The 16,809-nt window shown below is 36.4% G+C and carries 17 protein-coding genes; 4 read left to right on the plus strand and 13 right to left on the minus strand.

The window, feature by feature from the left end; all coding sequences use genetic code 11:
• Positions 1-154: 154 nt before the first annotated feature.
• The 6 genes from gabT to LRP84_RS07660 form a co-directional block, all read right to left on the minus strand.
• Positions 155-1,516 (minus strand): 4-aminobutyrate--2-oxoglutarate transaminase, encoded by a 1,362-nt coding sequence (gene gabT, locus LRP84_RS07635; protein WP_230574538.1) that lies wholly within the window; start codon positions 1,514-1,516, stop codon positions 155-157.
• A 311-nt stretch (positions 1,517-1,827) separates the two neighbouring features.
• Entirely contained in the window at positions 1,828-2,730 is a 903-nt protein-coding gene (locus tag LRP84_RS07640; protein WP_230574539.1) for a diacylglycerol kinase, read from the minus strand.
• A 441-nt stretch (positions 2,731-3,171) separates the two neighbouring features.
• On the minus strand, positions 3,172-4,602 hold the full coding sequence (gene gatB, locus LRP84_RS07645; RefSeq protein ID WP_230574540.1) for an Asp-tRNA(Asn)/Glu-tRNA(Gln) amidotransferase subunit GatB: 1,431 nt from the start codon (positions 4,600-4,602) through the stop codon (positions 3,172-3,174).
• 14 nt (positions 4,603-4,616) lie between these two features.
• Positions 4,617-6,074, minus strand: a complete 1,458-nt coding sequence (gene gatA, locus LRP84_RS07650; protein ID WP_230574541.1) for an Asp-tRNA(Asn)/Glu-tRNA(Gln) amidotransferase subunit GatA — start codon at positions 6,072-6,074, stop codon at positions 4,617-4,619.
• Positions 6,075-6,089: 15 nt separating this feature from the next.
• Positions 6,090-6,380, minus strand: a complete 291-nt coding sequence (gene gatC, locus LRP84_RS07655) for an Asp-tRNA(Asn)/Glu-tRNA(Gln) amidotransferase subunit GatC (RefSeq protein WP_020062440.1) — start codon at positions 6,378-6,380, stop codon at positions 6,090-6,092.
• Positions 6,381-6,524: 144 nt separating this feature from the next.
• A complete protein-coding gene (locus tag LRP84_RS07660; protein WP_098309174.1) occupies positions 6,525-6,758 on the minus strand; it encodes a YiaA/YiaB family inner membrane protein in 234 nt (77 codons plus the stop codon).
• A 241-nt stretch (positions 6,759-6,999) separates the two neighbouring features.
• Between LRP84_RS07660 and LRP84_RS07665 the strand changes: the two genes are divergently transcribed.
• The 4 genes from LRP84_RS07665 (at position 7,000) to LRP84_RS07680 (ending at position 9,653) form a co-directional block, all read left to right on the plus strand.
• Positions 7,000-7,482 carry a MarR family winged helix-turn-helix transcriptional regulator gene (locus tag LRP84_RS07665; RefSeq protein ID WP_230574542.1) on the plus strand — a complete coding sequence of 161 codons (483 nt, stop codon included), beginning with the start codon at positions 7,000-7,002 and terminating at the stop codon, positions 7,480-7,482.
• A gap of 75 nt (positions 7,483-7,557) precedes the next feature.
• Positions 7,558-8,739 (plus strand): ArsA family ATPase, encoded by a 1,182-nt coding sequence (locus LRP84_RS07670; protein WP_230574543.1) that lies wholly within the window; start codon positions 7,558-7,560, stop codon positions 8,737-8,739.
• The gene (locus LRP84_RS07675) at positions 8,732-8,926 is read left to right on the plus strand and encodes a DUF3926 domain-containing protein (RefSeq protein ID WP_230574544.1); all 195 of its coding nucleotides are present in this window, start codon (positions 8,732-8,734) and stop codon (positions 8,924-8,926) included. The genes LRP84_RS07670 and LRP84_RS07675 overlap by 8 nt, the downstream gene beginning before the upstream one ends.
• A gap of 163 nt (positions 8,927-9,089) precedes the next feature.
• Entirely contained in the window at positions 9,090-9,653 is a 564-nt protein-coding gene (locus LRP84_RS07680; RefSeq protein ID WP_230574545.1) for a cysteine hydrolase family protein, read from the plus strand.
• A gap of 522 nt (positions 9,654-10,175) precedes the next feature.
• On the opposite strand, the gene LRP84_RS07685 is transcribed toward LRP84_RS07680, so the two are convergent.
• From LRP84_RS07685 to LRP84_RS07715, 7 genes are read right to left on the minus strand one after another with little or no spacing between them, the layout of a single operon-like run.
• Positions 10,176-11,174 carry a histidinol phosphate phosphatase domain-containing protein gene (locus tag LRP84_RS07685; protein ID WP_230574546.1) on the minus strand — a complete coding sequence of 333 codons (999 nt, stop codon included), beginning with the start codon at positions 11,172-11,174 and terminating at the stop codon, positions 10,176-10,178.
• Positions 11,164-11,967, minus strand: coding sequence for a DeoR/GlpR family DNA-binding transcription regulator (locus tag LRP84_RS07690; protein WP_230574547.1), 804 nt, complete (start codon positions 11,965-11,967; stop codon positions 11,164-11,166). The genes LRP84_RS07685 and LRP84_RS07690 overlap by 11 nt, the downstream gene beginning before the upstream one ends.
• A complete protein-coding gene (locus tag LRP84_RS07695) occupies positions 11,964-12,962 on the minus strand; it encodes an ABC transporter ATP-binding protein (RefSeq protein WP_230574548.1) in 999 nt (332 codons plus the stop codon). Before LRP84_RS07695 ends, LRP84_RS07690 begins: the two co-directional genes overlap by 4 nt.
• Before the next feature lies 1 nt (position 12,963).
• Positions 12,964-13,743, minus strand: a complete 780-nt coding sequence (locus tag LRP84_RS07700; RefSeq protein WP_230574549.1) for an ABC transporter permease — start codon at positions 13,741-13,743, stop codon at positions 12,964-12,966.
• Positions 13,740-14,585, minus strand: a complete 846-nt coding sequence (locus tag LRP84_RS07705) for an ABC transporter permease (RefSeq protein ID WP_437438765.1) — start codon at positions 14,583-14,585, stop codon at positions 13,740-13,742. The genes LRP84_RS07700 and LRP84_RS07705 overlap by 4 nt, the downstream gene beginning before the upstream one ends.
• A gap of 36 nt (positions 14,586-14,621) precedes the next feature.
• The gene (locus tag LRP84_RS07710) at positions 14,622-15,455 is read right to left on the minus strand and encodes an alkaline phosphatase family protein (RefSeq protein ID WP_230574550.1); all 834 of its coding nucleotides are present in this window, start codon (positions 15,453-15,455) and stop codon (positions 14,622-14,624) included.
• The gene (locus LRP84_RS07715) at positions 15,445-16,542 is read right to left on the minus strand and encodes an ABC transporter substrate-binding protein (protein ID WP_230574551.1); all 1,098 of its coding nucleotides are present in this window, start codon (positions 16,540-16,542) and stop codon (positions 15,445-15,447) included. Before LRP84_RS07715 ends, LRP84_RS07710 begins: the two co-directional genes overlap by 11 nt.
• Positions 16,543-16,809 lie beyond the last annotated feature (267 nt).

The following is a 16,809-nucleotide window of genomic DNA, read 5'->3' on the forward strand; positions in this document are numbered from 1 at the left end:
CAGATTAACGGTTCATCTTAGAGGATCAATGATATTCAAACACGTCCAATTTATATATAATACTTTGTCATTATTATATAACAGGGAGAACTGGAACAGTTGCAAACAAGTTTTTAAAATGAATATTTTAAAGAAAGCTCAATACACTTTTAGCTTATACGTGTGCTTTATCTACTTTTCCATAACAAGCTTGCAGCGATTCTTCAAGAATGTTAAGCCCTTCCTCAAGTTGCTCATCTGTAATAACAAGCGGCATTAAAACGCGAACGACATTTCCATATGCGCCTGCCGTTAATAGCAATAAACCTCTCTTATTTGTTTCTGCAGTAAGATTTGCAGCTAACTTTTTATCTGGCTCTTTCGTTACTTTATCTTTCACTAATTCAAAGGCACACATTGCTCCTAACCCGCGAACATCACCAATGCATTCGTATTTTTCAGCCATTTGGTGAAAACGATCCATTACTTCTTTTCCAATATGCACAGCACGTTCATTTAAATTTTCTTTCTCCATTACTTCAAGAACAGCTAACGCAGCGCTGCATCCTAATGGACTTCCAGCATACGTTCCGCCTAATTCACCAGGTGCAGCCTCATCCATTACTTCTTTTCGGCCAATTACACCACTAATTGGTACACCCGCTCCTAGCGATTTAGATACAGTAATTAAATCTGGTACTACATCGTAATGGTCAATAGCAAAATATTTACCCGTACGGCCAAATCCTGTTTGAATTTCATCAGCAACAAACAAAATGCCATGTTCAACACATAAACGATGTACTTCTTTTACAAACTTTTTACCAGGAACGATAAAGCCGCCTTCTCCTTGTACAGGCTCCATCACAACAGCTGCAATACTTTCTGGTGCAACCTCTGTGATTAAGAAGTTTTTAAACTCTTCAATGATAAAATCTTCATATTGTTCTTCTGTTAATCCAGCTGGACGACGATATTCGTAAGGGAATGGAGCTTTATAAACCTCTGGTGCAAACGGACCAAATCCATGCTTATACGGCTTTACTTTACTTGTCATTGTCATCGTCATTAATGTACGACCGTGGAACCCTTTTGTAAATGCAATAATCCCTGTTCGTTTCGTATACTTACGAGCAATTTTCACTGCGTTTTCAACAGCTTCAGCTCCGCTGTTTAAAAACAATACTTTTTTATCGAAAGCACCTGGCGCTAACGCAGCTAATTTTTCTGCCAATTCAATATACGATTCATACATCATTACGTTAAAACCTGTATGGATATATTGATCGATTTGCTTATGAAGAGCCTCTGTAACAGTCGGGTGACAATGTCCGACGTTGATTGTACCAATTGCCCCAGCAAAGTCGATAAATTGATTTCCATCCACATCTGTAACAAGCGCTCCATGAGCCGATTGTACAAATGTTTGAATTCCATTACTTACTCCTCTTGGTACGATATTTTGGCGGCGTTCAAATAATGAAGCTGCTTTTGAACCCGGAATATTTTGATTAACCTTAGCAAAATTTGTTTTCATTGTATATTCCACCTCTTTTAGCGATTTGCTTTTTATATTGCAAAATGTGTGCCAATTTTCAAACACACTGTACTCCTATATTTCCATAGGTTTTGACATAAAAAATAAGTCCCTAAAGACTCAAAGTAAGTCTTTAGGGACTTATTTAAAAGATTTTTATCTATTCTCGCGTTTCAGTTGCAGGAATGGACGGGACATGCCGACAAAAAATATATGCTACATCCATACTTGTTCGCCCAGCGTCCCCTACCCACCCTTCATTAAAAGTACAACGAACTACCAATTTAAATTCTTTACAAAAAAACTACCTTTTACAAGGTAGTTTCTTCTTGCTCTGGAACAAATAATTCTAAACAGTGATATATATTTTCAAACTCCATCGGTGCATCACCGCCGTACTCACCGTCTAAATTAATCATTAACTTTTCTGGAGAATGTACTTTAATTCGATTTGCTTGTGTATATAATACTTTCGGATTATTTATATGCTCACCGCGCTGCGCTTGTGTCGCTGCCTTAATTAGGTCTGCAATAGAACCCTTTTTTAATATTAACAAATCAAACAAACCATCATTAATAGACGCATACGGCGCTACTTTTTCAAAGCCGCCGACAGATCGTGTATTCGTAATTAAAAACATTGTAATTTCTTCTTGCAGCATTTTTCCATCATACTCAATTTCTACATATGTCGGATGCAAAGATGGTAACATTTCAATACCTTTTAAATAATATGCAAGTTGCCCAAGTACTGTTTTTAATTTACTTGGTACTTCATATGTTAATTCTGTAATGCGGCCACCGCCAGCAATATTAATAAAATATGTATCATTTGCTCTTCCAAGATCAAGAGGTACCGTTTGACCAGCACAAATGATATCAGCAGCTTCTTCGATTGAACGGGGTACACCAATCGCTCGAGCAAAGTCATTTGTCGTTCCAACTGGGATAATCCCGAACTTTGGAAGGTGCTCATTTCCAACTAACCCATTCACAACTTCATTTAACGTACCATCGCCGCCTGCTGCAATAACAACATCAAACTTACGCTCTGCCGCTTGCCTCGCTGCTACAGTCGCATCTCCAGGGCCTGTCGTCGCATGACATGACGCTTCATACCCTGCTTTCTCTAATTTTTGTAGTACTTCCGGCAAGTTCTTCTTAAATAACTCGCGACCAGAAGTTGGATTATAAATAATTCTTGCACGTTTCATATAACATTAGCACAGGAAAACCCTCATTCATCAAAAAGGGAAAGGAATAGCCGCCAAGCATTTGCTTAGCACTCCTATGCGTACCCTCCTCTCAATTCTACATGTATTTCCTTCAACCTAACAAAGCAATATAATTTCATTGTTAACACTAAATTAACATTTATTTCATATCATATCATGAAAAAATTTCCTCTAGATTTAGATTTATCATTATTACAACCTTTTTGCAACTATCATACCATACTTAACTGCAGGTATTTTTCTTATATTTGTCAGTTAATCAAACGTTTGTTTAAACTAAATACCATTTAAACAAACGTTTGATTAACTCAGAAAAACACCCATATTTGGGTGTTTTTCTGTTTAATCTTCGTTGTTGCACTCTCGTTTCAGCAGCTTCGCGGTTTCTCATCCTAAGCGAAACGCCTCCACTTTTCGTGCTTATCGCTTGTTAATCTCTTCAAGTAAAATTTTGTTAACAAGCGGTGGATTTGCTTGTCCTTTTGTTGCTTTCATAATTTGACCAACTAAGAAACCAATTGCACGGTCTTTACCGTTTTTGAAGTCTTCAATAGACTGTTCGTTATTATCAAGAATGTCTGTTACGATCTTACGAAGCGCTCCTTCATCAGAAATTTGAACAAGACCTTTTGCTTTCACGATTTCTTCTGGGTCTCCACCTTTTTCAATTAATTCATTGAATACCTTCTTCGCAATTTTAGACGAAATTGTACCTTTTTCAATTAATTGAATCATTTTAGATAAACCAGCTGGTGCTAATGCTACGTCTTTTAATTCTTTTTGTTGTTTGTTTAAGTATGCTAATACTTCACCCATTAACCAGTTTGATGTTAATTTCGCGTCTGCACCATCTGCAACTGTTGCTTCGAAGAAATCAGACATCTCTTTCGTTAATGTTAATACGTGTGCATCGTAAGCTGGTAAGCCAATCTCTTCCACATAACGTACTTTACGAGCATCTGGAAGTTCTGGAATAGAAGCACGAACACGTTCTTTCCACTCATCATCAATGTAAAGTTCAACTAAATCTGGCTCTGGGAAGTAACGGTAATCGTCAGATCCTTCTTTCACACGCATTAAGATTGTTTTCTTCGTTGCTTCATCATAACGACGTGTTTCTTGTTGGATGATACCACCAGATAATAGTTCTTTTTCTTGACGTACTTGTTCAAACTCAAGACCTTTTTGTACGTAAGTGAAAGAGTTTAAGTTTTTCAATTCCGCTTTTGTGCCGAACTTCTCTTGTCCAACTGGACGAAGGGAAATGTTTGCATCACAGCGAAGGGAACCTTCTTCCATCTTACAATCAGACACGCCTGTATATTGAATGATTGATTTTAGCTTTTCTAAATACGCATACGCTTCTTCTGGTGTACGCATATCTGGCTCAGATACGATTTCAATTAACGGCATACCTTGGCGATTGTAGTCTACTAATGAATAACCTTCACCTGTATGTGTTGATTTACCTGCATCTTCTTCTAAATGAAGACGTGTAATACCGATGCGTTTCTTTTTGCCGTCTACTTCGATTTCAATCCAACCATTTTCCCCAATTGGTTTATCATATTGAGAGATTTGGTACGCTTTCGGGTTATCTGGATAGAAATAGTTTTTACGGTCAAATTTTGTTTCTGTTGCGATTTCACAGTTTAACGCCATTGCAGCTTTCATTGCAAAGTTAACTGCTTCTTTATTTAGAGTTGGAAGCACCCCAGGATATCCTAAATCAATTACACTTGTTTGTGTATTTGGATCCGCTCCGAATTCTGTTGGACTCGCAGAGAAAATTTTCGAATTTGTTTTTAACTCAACGTGAACCTCTAAACCGATAATTGTTTCAAAATTCATCTATGCTCGCCTCCTTACAGACTTGCTTTTTTTGTATGATAATCTGTTGCTTGCTCGAACGCATGTGCAACGCGATAAATTGTTGCTTCATCGAAGTGTTTACCAATAATTTGCAATCCAAGTGGCATGTTGTTCGCACCGAATCCACATGGAACAGAAATTGCCGGAACACCTGCTAAGTTTACTGGAATCGTTAAAATGTCGTTTGCATACATTGTCATTGGATCATCGATTTTTTCGCCCACTTTAAACGCTGGAGTTGGCGTTGTTGGTCCGATAATAACATCATAGTTTGCAAATACATTTTCAAAGTCATTTTTAATTAATGTACGTACTTGTTGTGCTTTTTTGTAATATGCATCATAGTAACCAGAGCTAAGCGCGAATGTACCAAGCATAATACGACGTTTTACTTCATCACCGAAGCCTTCGCTGCGTGTATTCTTATAAAGGTCCATTAAGTTATTCACATTATCAGAACGAACGCCGTAACGTACGCCATCAAAACGTGAAAGGTTAGCAGACGCTTCAGAAGAAGAAATTAAGTAGTATGTTGCTAGTGCATATTTAGAGTGTGGAAGCGATACTTCTTCCCAAGTTGCTCCCATGCCTTCTAATACTTTTAAAGCAGCTAGTACGGACTCACGAGCTTCTTCGCCAACACCTTCACCTAAGTATTCTTTTGGCACAGCGATGCGTAAACCTTTTACGTCGCCTGTTAAACCAGCTAAGTAATTGCCAACTTCAATGTTTGCTGAAGTTGTATCCATACGGTCAACACCTGAAATAGCTTGCAGTAAATATGCATTGTCTTCTACTGTACGTGTAATCGGTCCAATTTGGTCAAGTGAAGATGCAAACGCAACTAAACCAAAGCGAGATACACGACCATATGTTGGTTTTAAACCAACAACACCGCAATATGCAGCTGGTTGACGGATAGATCCACCTGTATCAGATCCTAAAGAGAATAATACTTCTCCTGCAGCTACTGCTGCCGCTGAACCACCGCTAGATCCGCCTGGTACGTAATCTAAGTTCCAAGGGTTTTTTGTAGCGTAGAATCCAGAGTTCTCGTTAGAAGATCCCATCGCAAACTCGTCCATGTTTAATTTACCAATCGTAATTGTGTCAGCAGCGTTTAGCTTTTGCACAACTGTTGCATCGTAAATTGGGTCAAAGTTTGCTAAGATTTTACTCGCACACGTTGTACGAAGACCTTTTGTTACGATGTTATCTTTCACACCGATTGGCATACCAAATAGTAACCCATTATCTTCAGCGCCTAATTTCGCGTCTAATTCTTTCGCTTTTGCACGTGCATTTTCTTCATCTAATGTAAGAAACGCTTTTACGTTATTTTCAACATCCGCAATACGTTTGTAAGATTCATCTACTAAATCCGTAACGGAAATTTCTTTGTTTTGTAATTTTTTATGTAACTCTGATACAGAATGATCAAATAATGACATCGAAATTCCCCTCCTCTATTCTAATACTGCTGGAACACGGATTTGATTCTCTTTGTGATCCGGTGCATTTTTTAATACTTCTTCAACTGGTAAACCTTTTTCAGGTACATCTTCACGCATAATATTTTTCATATCTAGTACGTGTGTTGTTGGTTTTACGTTTGTTGTATCTAATTCATTTAACTGCTCAGCAAATGTAACAATTGCATCGAGTTGTTTTTGAAATTTTTCTGCTTCTTGATCTGTAATTGCAAGACGTGCTAAATGCGCAACATGCTTTACGTTCTCAACGGAAATTCTTGACACGGCTAGGCCACCTCCATAATATATCGTACAATCTACAATACTATTGATGATACCAAATTTTCAGTAGTTCAAGCAAGTGAACACATGGGACTTCCAGCATTTTTGCATAAAAAAAGAAAGGCTTTTGCCTTCCATGTCATTTTATCACTTTTCAATCGGTTCTTTTTTCGGAAGATGTTCATTATCTTCCTCATTATCACGAATTGTTTTTTGCAGTACAAAACATGACATTGTTAGAAATAATGTACCTATTAAGTAGTATCCCTTTACACTAAGCGGTTCATCTAGCGTATAAATACCAATTAGCATTCCAGAAAGCGCACAAACGAAAGATGTCCATGCTAAAAACGTGAAAGCTTGTGTGTTTCTCCTTTTCATTTTTCTTCTCCCCCTTATCATTACTTAATCTATTATTAGATGGGTATACCATCATTCATATTATAAAATCTCACGTAAAATACCCTATCTCTTGTATTACTCTAGCATACATATGATTCTTTATAAAGAACAAAACGAATATAGTCTGAAAAATTAAAAATAATTATTTGACATTTATTAAGATTGAACATAGAATAAAAATAAATATTACGAACCTCGAAATATACGGGAGTGGAAATAATTGCTGCAATACGAACATTTTTTAGATTTACTGCTCGATAACGCCAAGAAGCTTTTCTATCCAGAAGAATGGGTAAGCCTTGATTTATCACTTTCAAAAACAGAAGTATTCTGTCTACTATGGATGGAGCGAAACACAGACATTACGATGAGTAAAATTACAGAACTTCTTGATATTCCAATGAGTACAACGACAGGTGTAGTCAATCGTCTCGTAAAAAAAGGATATATTGAGCGCTACCGTAATGAAAGTGATCGTCGTATTGTATTGATTGGTTTAACAGAAGCTGGAATACAACTTGTAGAAGAGGTAAAGCAAAATGCTGCTCATTACTTCAGCCTTGTGACTGAAGCACTATCAGAAGAAGAAAAAGCATTTTTACTGCAAATCTTCCAAAAAATCATGAACCATATTGCTACATCACAACAAAAAACAGAAGAAAAGCTTACTTCACCTAAAATGAAAAACATTCCAATTGAGTAAAACCCTTTATGGGTTTTTATTCGAAAATATATTTCGACCCTCGTAATATTCGACTATCGAAACAAAGGGGATATGATGATGAGAATTATTTTGTACACAGGTAAAGGCGGCGTAGGAAAAACAAGTATTTCAGCAGCAACAGCAATCCAAAGTGCAAAACAAGGACTAAAAACATTGGTGATGAGCACCGACCCTGCTCATAGTTTAGGAGATTCATTTGGTATTAAACTTTCCTCAGAGCCACAAAAAATTCGAGAAAATCTATGGGCACAAGAAATTAATACAATCTATGAAATGGAAAAAGGCTGGGGTAAACTACAAAAATATATTACATTACTATTCACATCAAAAGCAGCTGACGATATTACCACAGAGGAACTTACTATGTTCCCAGGTATGGAAGATTTAATTAGTTTACTGCGTGTATTAGATTACTATAAACAAAAAACATACGATGTCATCATTATTGATTGTGCTCCAACCGGTGAAACATTAGCTATGCTAAGTTTCCCTGATATGCTCAGCTGGTGGATGGAAAAACTATTTCCAATTAAACGTAAAGTATTAAAAGTTGTACGTCCTGTTGCACAGCCGCTTCTTGGATTCCCCCTTCCTACCGATGATGCCATGGACGAATTAACACATACTCTCGAACAACTCGGTGAAATGAGAGATATCTTATCCAACCGAGAAGTAACGAGTATTCGCATTGTTGTAAATCCAGAAAAAATGGTTATTAAAGAGGCTCAGCGCAGCTTTACGTATTTAAATCTATACGACTACAATGTTGATGCTATCATGATAAATCGCGTCATCCCTAACACCGTAACAGACTCTTATTTTCAAGCTTGGAAAGATACACAAAAGAAATATAAAGCATTGATTCAAGATAGTTTTCAACCACTTCCTATTTACGAAGCACCAATGTTTGAACAAGAAGTCGTTGGTTTATCTATGTTAGAGCGTGTTGGCGATGCTTTATTTAAAAATGACTCTGATCCAACTGCCGTGAAATTCAACGGACGGACGCAATATGTCACAAAAAACGGTGATGAATATATCTTTGTTCTTTCCATTCCATTCTCTGATAAAAGTGAACTCTCTTTAAATCAAAAAGGCGACGAACTTATTATTCGTGCTGGTTCCGTAAAACGAAACATTACCTTACCAAAAACATTAACGCATTTATCCATTCAAGGTGCAAAATTTGAAGGTGATGTACTTAACATTCGTTTTGGAGGTGTCGTTCATGCGTGAAGATTTATTACGGAAAATCATTCGGACGAAGATAGAAGTTGGAGGGTATGTTATAAACGGATTACCTGCCCCGCTTCAGCAGCGAGCACACGAGGTGCTGAACATGTTTCATGAAGAACTAACTTCTTATATAAAGGAACAGAAACAACCTGCGGAAACTTCTTTAAAACGTGTGACAATTGAATAACGGTATAGAAAAGACCAGGAAAATTCCTGGTCTCCTCTACTTAAACCTCTTAGTTTTAATTTCATGTAAATTTCTTTATCTCACATTTTTCAAAAAGGAAAACTCCCTAAACTAATGGAATAATTAAACGAACACAAAATCGAAACTGGAGGCTGTAACTGAAATGAAAACTGCTCTTTTACTCGTCGACATCCAAAATGATTATTTTCCAAACGGAAAGATGGAACTGCGAAATGCTAGCGAAGCAAGTGAATATGCAAAACGTATACTTCAATATTTCCGTGAAACAAATCAGCCTATTTTTCATATTCAACATGTTTCCACTCGTGAAAATGCAACATTTTTTATTCCAAATACAGAAGGCGTACACATTCATAAGAATGTTCGTCCTTTGCAGCAAGAAACAGTCATATTGAAGCATTATCCAAATAGTTTTCGAGAAACTTCATTATTACAAGAATTACAAGATTTACAAATCGAACACGTTGTTATATGCGGCATGATGACACATATGTGCATTGATGCTACAGTACGAGCTGCCTTTGATTTTGGCTTTTCATGTACAGTAATACATGATGCGTGTGCAACGAAAGACTTAATCTTTAAAAACGTTTCTATTCCAGCTGTATATATTCACAATACAATTCTAGCTTCCTTAAACGAAGTGTATGCTGAGATAATCAGCACTGAAGAGTTTTTACAGCGCGAAAAATCCCTTTGGACTTAACCAAAGGGATTTTCTTTATCCCGCATTAACGGGCAGTAAGACCCCCACCTCAAGATTCAGAAAAATGGAAGAAGATAGGTGGGGGATAACTGCCCGTAAAAGCCCGATTGGTTCAACTAACCATCAGTAGGGGATGAAGCGCCCCCACTGATGGAAGTTTCACTTTATATCGTTTCATTTCTCTTACGCTTCCATCAGTAACTCTATATTCCTATCAAGATGTATGAAAAAAGAAACACCGCCTTCAGCGAGCAAACTGAAAGCGGTGTCTTCTTGTCTAATCATAGATTTTCTTTCAAATTGTATTATACAGGAAATGTGTGAAATTTATACAGAGAAATACTACAAAATACAATATATTTTCTACAAATATAACGTATTTTTAATAGAAATGTTAAAACTAAGCAGATTCAGCATATATTCACTCTTTTTATTGTAATTCCTAATAAAAAAAGTTTTAGACTAAAGATACTAAGTAAAGTTCCCATGGTACAAACGAAAATAAAACCTTTTTCATGTTTCTTATCCTAAAGGTCTCATAATTCTTTTGCGCTGTTCAAATGTAGCAATTTCCCTTATTCCTTTTCCCAAAAGCATTTCCGTATTTTTCTCTACATATGCCCCTAAATCATCAGGAAAATGAGAATCTGAGGATGTGGTAAATGCTACTCCTTCTTGAACTAAAATATCTAAAAAAGTTGGACTTGGACACATTTCTTTAACAGGATAACGATAATATAATCCAGCATTAATCTCAGTTGCTGTATTTGTTTCGATTAACGCTCTCGCAATTTCTTTATAATGGGAAAGGAGAAGATTCTCGTCCGGCCGGAATTTAAATACTTTTAAATTATCAAGATGAGCAACAAAATCAAATAGCTCACTTCGAATTGCCTTTTCTACTACATGGAAGAAGTCCTTATATAATTCTACTAAATTATAATTAGAAAAATATTCTTGGGTATCAGGGTTATCAAATCCCCATCCATATATATAATGAACTGAACCAATTACATAATCCCAATCATATACTCCAAGCAATTCTTTCAGTTCTTTCTCTCCGCCTGGAAAATAATCTGCCTCCATTCCAAGGCGCAGCTTTATTCCTTCTTTTTCCCAGACTGCTTTTGCGTCTGTAATAACTTGTACAAATTCGTCCATAGATTGTGTCATAACTTGATCTAGCCATAATCGTTGCTTTTTGCCAATTTCCGTATCACTCAAGTCCAAATACCGCTCAAAATACGAACGAGTTTCTTTAAAACGATATAAATGATCTACAATCCCAACTTCGCTTAACCCTTTTCTCTTTGCCTCTTGTAAATATAAATCGAGCCAAGTTGCATCATATGCACCTTTTTGAAGACGCTGTCCCAATCGTTCCATACTTTTATTCAACCATTCTAGCGTATGATAATTCTCCTCAATTGGACTAAAATGATTTAAAGCAATATTTGTACGATTAAGCCAGCGCAATGAATAAGGCCCTTCCTCTAAATGTAAATGATAATCAACTTTCATATTGCTCTCCACCTTTGACCATAATCCATTGTAGCATCGTATCTAGCTGGTTTTTTCTCCATGCATGCGGCATATCTTGATCACAAATGATATAATCAACCGCCGCCAATGGGCAAATACGATAAAATGATTTTGTATCCACCTTAGAAGAATCAGCCAATACAAATATTTGGCTCGCTTGCTTTACCGTTGCAGCAGAAACAATAGCCTCTTCCAAATCATAATCACTCACATCTGTCTGTGTAATTCCTCCGCATGAAAGAAATACTTTATCAAATTGAAACTCCTGTAGAATTTTACATGTTAAAGAACCAGTAATTGATTTTTGCTCAGGGTTTAATACTCCCCCAAGAATAATAACCTTCCCATCGAAATATTCCTCTTCTAATCGTTGATTTAAAATATCGGCTACCGCTAATGAGTTTGTAACGATAGTAACTCGCTGTACATCTTGTATGAAATGAGCTAAATGGATGGTTGTTGTTCCTATATCAATCATTACAGTATCCCCATCTTGAATAAACTGTGCAGCCTTTTTTCCGATTTCCTGTTTCAAATCGTAAAATACATTCATTTTCTGACTAAAATGAGGTTCATTATTTGTTTGATGATAGTTAACAGCACCGCCATGTACTCTTTTCAGTTTTTTCTCTTTTTCTAAAATATCTAAGTCTCTTCTAATTGTTTCCGGTGTTACTCCTAAACTTTTAGCAAGAGAAGCGACAATAATCTTTTTTTCTCGTTCTAACTGATCTAAAATATATTGGTGACGCTCGAGTAATGATAAATTCATATCAGTGGAATCACATCCTCTTTACTAATGTATAATTTTTTCAGTTCATTTTCTTGTAAGATCTCTCTAGTGCTATGAAGATGCTCAGCTGTTATCGTTACATTGTTAGAGCACAATTCATAGCGTGTAACATTTCCAAGCATCATAACCTTATGAATTTTCCCAGAAATCGTATAGGTATTTGATTGGCATTCAGGGCTAAACACTTCCGGACGTATAGCATATAAGTTATGTGTAAACTCTTCTCCTATTAACAACTTCATTTCATCTCTCGTTAATACATTATAATTCCCGATAAATCTAGCCACAAATTCATTGGTAGGATGAGTATAAATTTCATGCGGTGTACCACTTTGGGCAATATGCCCTGCATTTAAAATGTAAATTTTATCACTAACAGCCATTGCCTCTTCTTGATCATGCGTAACTAGTACAGTCGTCATATTTAATTCCTGTTGAATAGATTTCAACAACTTCTGTAAGCTTTTACGAATTTGTGCATCTAATGCGCTCAACGGTTCGTCTAAAAGCAACACTTTCGGTTCTGTTACAAGAGAACGAGCTAATGCAACCCTTTGTTGTTGTCCCCCAGATAATTCCCTTGGATAAGATTGCTCTTTTCCTTGTAATCCAACAAGGGCAATCATACGAGATACTTTTTGGCGAATCGTCTCTTTGTCCATTTTTTTCATCTTTAATCCGAACGCTACATTTTCTTCTACAGTCATATTTGGAAATAATGCATATGCTTGAAATACCATTCCCACTTGGCGGTCTTTCGGTTTTGCATTTGTCACATCTTTTCCGTCAATTTGAATTGTACCGCTGTCCATTTCTGTTAACCCTGCTAAAGTTCGAAGCAACGTACTTTTTCCGCAACCGCTTGGTCCTAATAACGTTACAAATTCCCCCTCTTTAAAAGAAAGAGATATATCATGCAGAACTGTTTGATTATTAAAGGACTTCGTAAGGTTTTCTATTGTGACATAACTCATATTACACTGTCTCCTTTTTTATACGTGTCATTTTTACAATAATTGTCGAAAGAATACACATTAAAAAGAAATAGCAAACTACAATAGCACTCGCAATGTGCCCACTTTTGCTTAAATTTTGATACAAATACGTTTGAATCGTTTCGAAACGTCCTCCGACAAGCAAGTTAATTAATACAAATTCGCCAAACAACATAGAGAATGACAAGAGAGACGATACTAAAAGCCCAGATAAAATGTTAGGTACAATAATTTTCATAAATGCCGTAAAGCGACTGGCTCCCAACATTTCTGCTGCTTCCATCAATGATTTTGCATGTATTGTACGTAAACTATTTCGTGTTCCTTGATACATATAAGGAAGAATTGTAACAAAGTAAGCTCCAACAACTACTAATACCATCGAAATTCCGCTGCTTGAATAAGAACGGATTAAACCTACGCCAATAATGACACCGGGCATTGCATACGTCATGATAATAAGCGCTTGTACAAACTTTTCTAATCGAGGTGCATATACAACAATTGAAAATATTGCAGGCACCATAATGACAATTGCTAATACAGTAGACCCTAACGATAACAGTAAAGATCGTCCAAAAGCTTCTATAAAACGCATATCATTAAATAAATCGCTGTACCACTGCAATGTCAGCCCTTCTGGCAATATCGTTCTATTCCACTCTGTCGCAAAAGAATATAGAATTGTTGCAAGCAACGGAATAAACAAATACAAAAAAACGATTCCTATTGTAACGTAATGATAAAACGGTCGTTTCAAGATAAATCCCTCCGAATTTTACGAGTTAACCATTCATTAATTAACATCGCTACTACTAGCACTAAGCCTAAAAGAACCGCTAATGCACTACCTAGTTCAGGACGGGCGAATATATCTCCTGATACTAAAGCTCCTACTCGAATTGTCACAAGATTATACGTACTTCCAGTTAGCGCGTAAGCTGAAGCATATGCCCCCATTGCATTAGCAAACAAAATGCTAAATGTCCCTGCGATACTTGGCAATATAACCGGCAAGCCAATTCGTAGCCAAAATTGATAAGAAGATGCTCCAAGTAATACAGCTGCTTCTTTCCATTGTTTTTGAATTCCGGCATAGACTGGGTAAAGAAGCATGATTCCTAACGGTAATTGAAAATAAATATAAATTAATACAAGCCCTGACCAAGAATATAAGTGGAAGGAGCTTAACGTATCCCACCCCAATTGTTGAAACAATAACATGAACAATCCACTATTCCCTAATAAGACAATGAAAGCGAAGGCTAAAGGAACACCTGCAAAATTAGATGTTAAGTTCGCAAAAATTAAAATTCGATCTTGTATTTTTCTAGGAAAAAGAGTGATTGAGTACGTTGCAAACACAGAAATTAAAATCGCAATAAAGCTTGAAACAATCGAAATCAAAATACTATTTTTAAATGCTTGATGATAATAAGAATTCTTAAACACTTCTATATAGTTGGAAACAGTGAAACCATTTCCTCCTGTTTGTTGAAAGCTTCCATAAATCATAGAAATGAGCGGAACAACTAAAAATAGCACAATCAATAAAAAGAACGGAATAAGACTTGCTATAAGCATTCCATTAATACGTTTCAAATTTAAAACTCCTCTCTTAAAAGAAAAGGCGTCTTCTTAAATGAAAGACGCCTTTTTTACACCAGGAATAACTAAATTTTGCATAAGGTGTGACGGCTGAATTCCAAGTAAATTACAAACTAAAGGAGCAATTTGTAATTGAGGAATTTCCTCCTCATATATTCCTGTTGTCACTTTATCACTAATGATAAACAACGGAACATCACGATCAGCCGCTGTTGTTCCCCCATGATTACCGTCATCATTCATTCCATGATCTGCAGTGATAATCACTTGATATCCAGCTTCTATCCAAGCCGGTAAAATATTTGCTAAAATGACATCTACAGCAATAACCCGATTACGATATCTAGCTGAATCTGCTGTAAATTTATGTCCGTCATCATCTACATTCATAGAGTGAACATACAAGAAATCCGGTTGATATGTTCGAAGTAAGTAATTAGCATCCGCAAACAAATGTGTATCTGGATAATGATCTTCCCAATAGAAAATGCCTTTTTCAATTGGGCGGGAATCGTCCAATTGAATACGATCCGTTTCAGGATGAAACGGCGCTTTATTATATAGCTCACTTACCCAGTAGTACGAAGCCGTTGCATTTGTTAAACCATGTTTTTTCGTTAAATGAAACAAACTTTCCTTATTTGATAAACGAACTACATTATTTGTTGTAATACCATTTTCATAAGCTGGAGTACCTGTCAACAACACCTCATATAAAGGACGAGACATCGATGGCAATTCTGATTTCACTTTATACCTTGCTGCTTTTCCCTTTTCAACAAGGTGATGCAAGTATCCCATTTGCATCACCGCAGTGTCATAACGCAAACCATCAATCATAATAAATGCAAGTTTATTTGACATACATTAACACCTGCTCTTGCCATAATTGCGGTAATTGTTTTGTTACATCTTCCCAAGCTTTTTCATCTGCTACATGTCGTACATTTTTGTACATTGTATCTGGCAGAAGCTTTGCCTTTACGTCTGCAGGAAGCTTTACATTTTCACGAATTGGACGAGCATATCCATTAGCTAAATTGGTTTGTCCTTTATCTGATAAAATATACTCACGTGCTAACATAGCTGAGTATGGATGTTTTGCATACTTATTGATAATCGTAGCATAACCAGACATAACGGACGTTTCTTCTGGAATAACTACATCAAAACGATTTGGATCAATTTTATCTCGATATCCTAATGCATTAAAATCCCAGACGATTGCAACATCAACTTCTCCTTTTTCTAAAGCTGCTAAGTTAGGCTCAGCTGTACCTAAACGTCCTTGTTTAGCTAACTTTTGAAAGAAGTCAACACCCGGCTGGATATTCTTCTCATCTCCACCGTTTGCGTAAGCTGCGGCTAATACCCCAAATTGTGCTTGATTTGCTTTTTGTACATCACCGATTGTTACCTTGTAATCTCCTTTTTCGAGATCCTTCCATGATTTTGGTGGGTTTTTCACTTTATTCTTATCTGTGATGAATGCGAGCGTTCCTGTATAACCCACTACCCAATGGCCATCCTTATCTTTCGCCCATTCTGGTATATCATTCCAATAGGATGTTTTATACGGTAATGTTAATCCTTTTTCTTTTGCCAATGGACCAAAAGCAATACCAACATCACCGATATCTCCCGTTGCATCATTCTTTTCCGATTCGAACTTCGCTAACTCTTCAGCACTCGACATATCTGTATCTGTATGTTTGAGGCCGTACTCTTTATTCAAGTCATCCCAAGTCCCTTTCCAGTTTGCCCATGCATCAGGCATCCCTACTGAATTGACCTCTCCCTCTTTTTTCGCCTTTTCTACAACTTCTTGAAGCGAGAGCTTATTATAATCAATTGCTTTTGCCTCTTTTTCTTCTTTACTTGAACATCCTGCAAACATAGAAACTGCTAAAGCACCTGCTGTTACGACCTTCCAAATCGATTTTTTATTCATATAAAAGTCAGTCTCCCTTTTTGTTTTATTGTTTGTTTGCTTTTGTTTATACTTCAAATAATAATAAACAAATATAAAGCAAAAATTAAAAACTTGTAAATGTTTAGTTTTTTAATCGTTAAGGAATTGTAAATTTATAAAATTATTCGTACTTTTTAAAGGTCGGATGTAACATACCTCGAACATCATTTCAATAAATTTGAATTTTCAGATATCATTAAGTGTAGCAACAACAAAGCATCTATAACTAAAATGGTTGTAGAAACC

It is taken from the genome of Bacillus rhizoplanae, assembly GCF_917563915.1.
Classification (GTDB): Bacteria; Bacillota; Bacilli; order Bacillales; family Bacillaceae_G; genus Bacillus_A; species Bacillus_A rhizoplanae.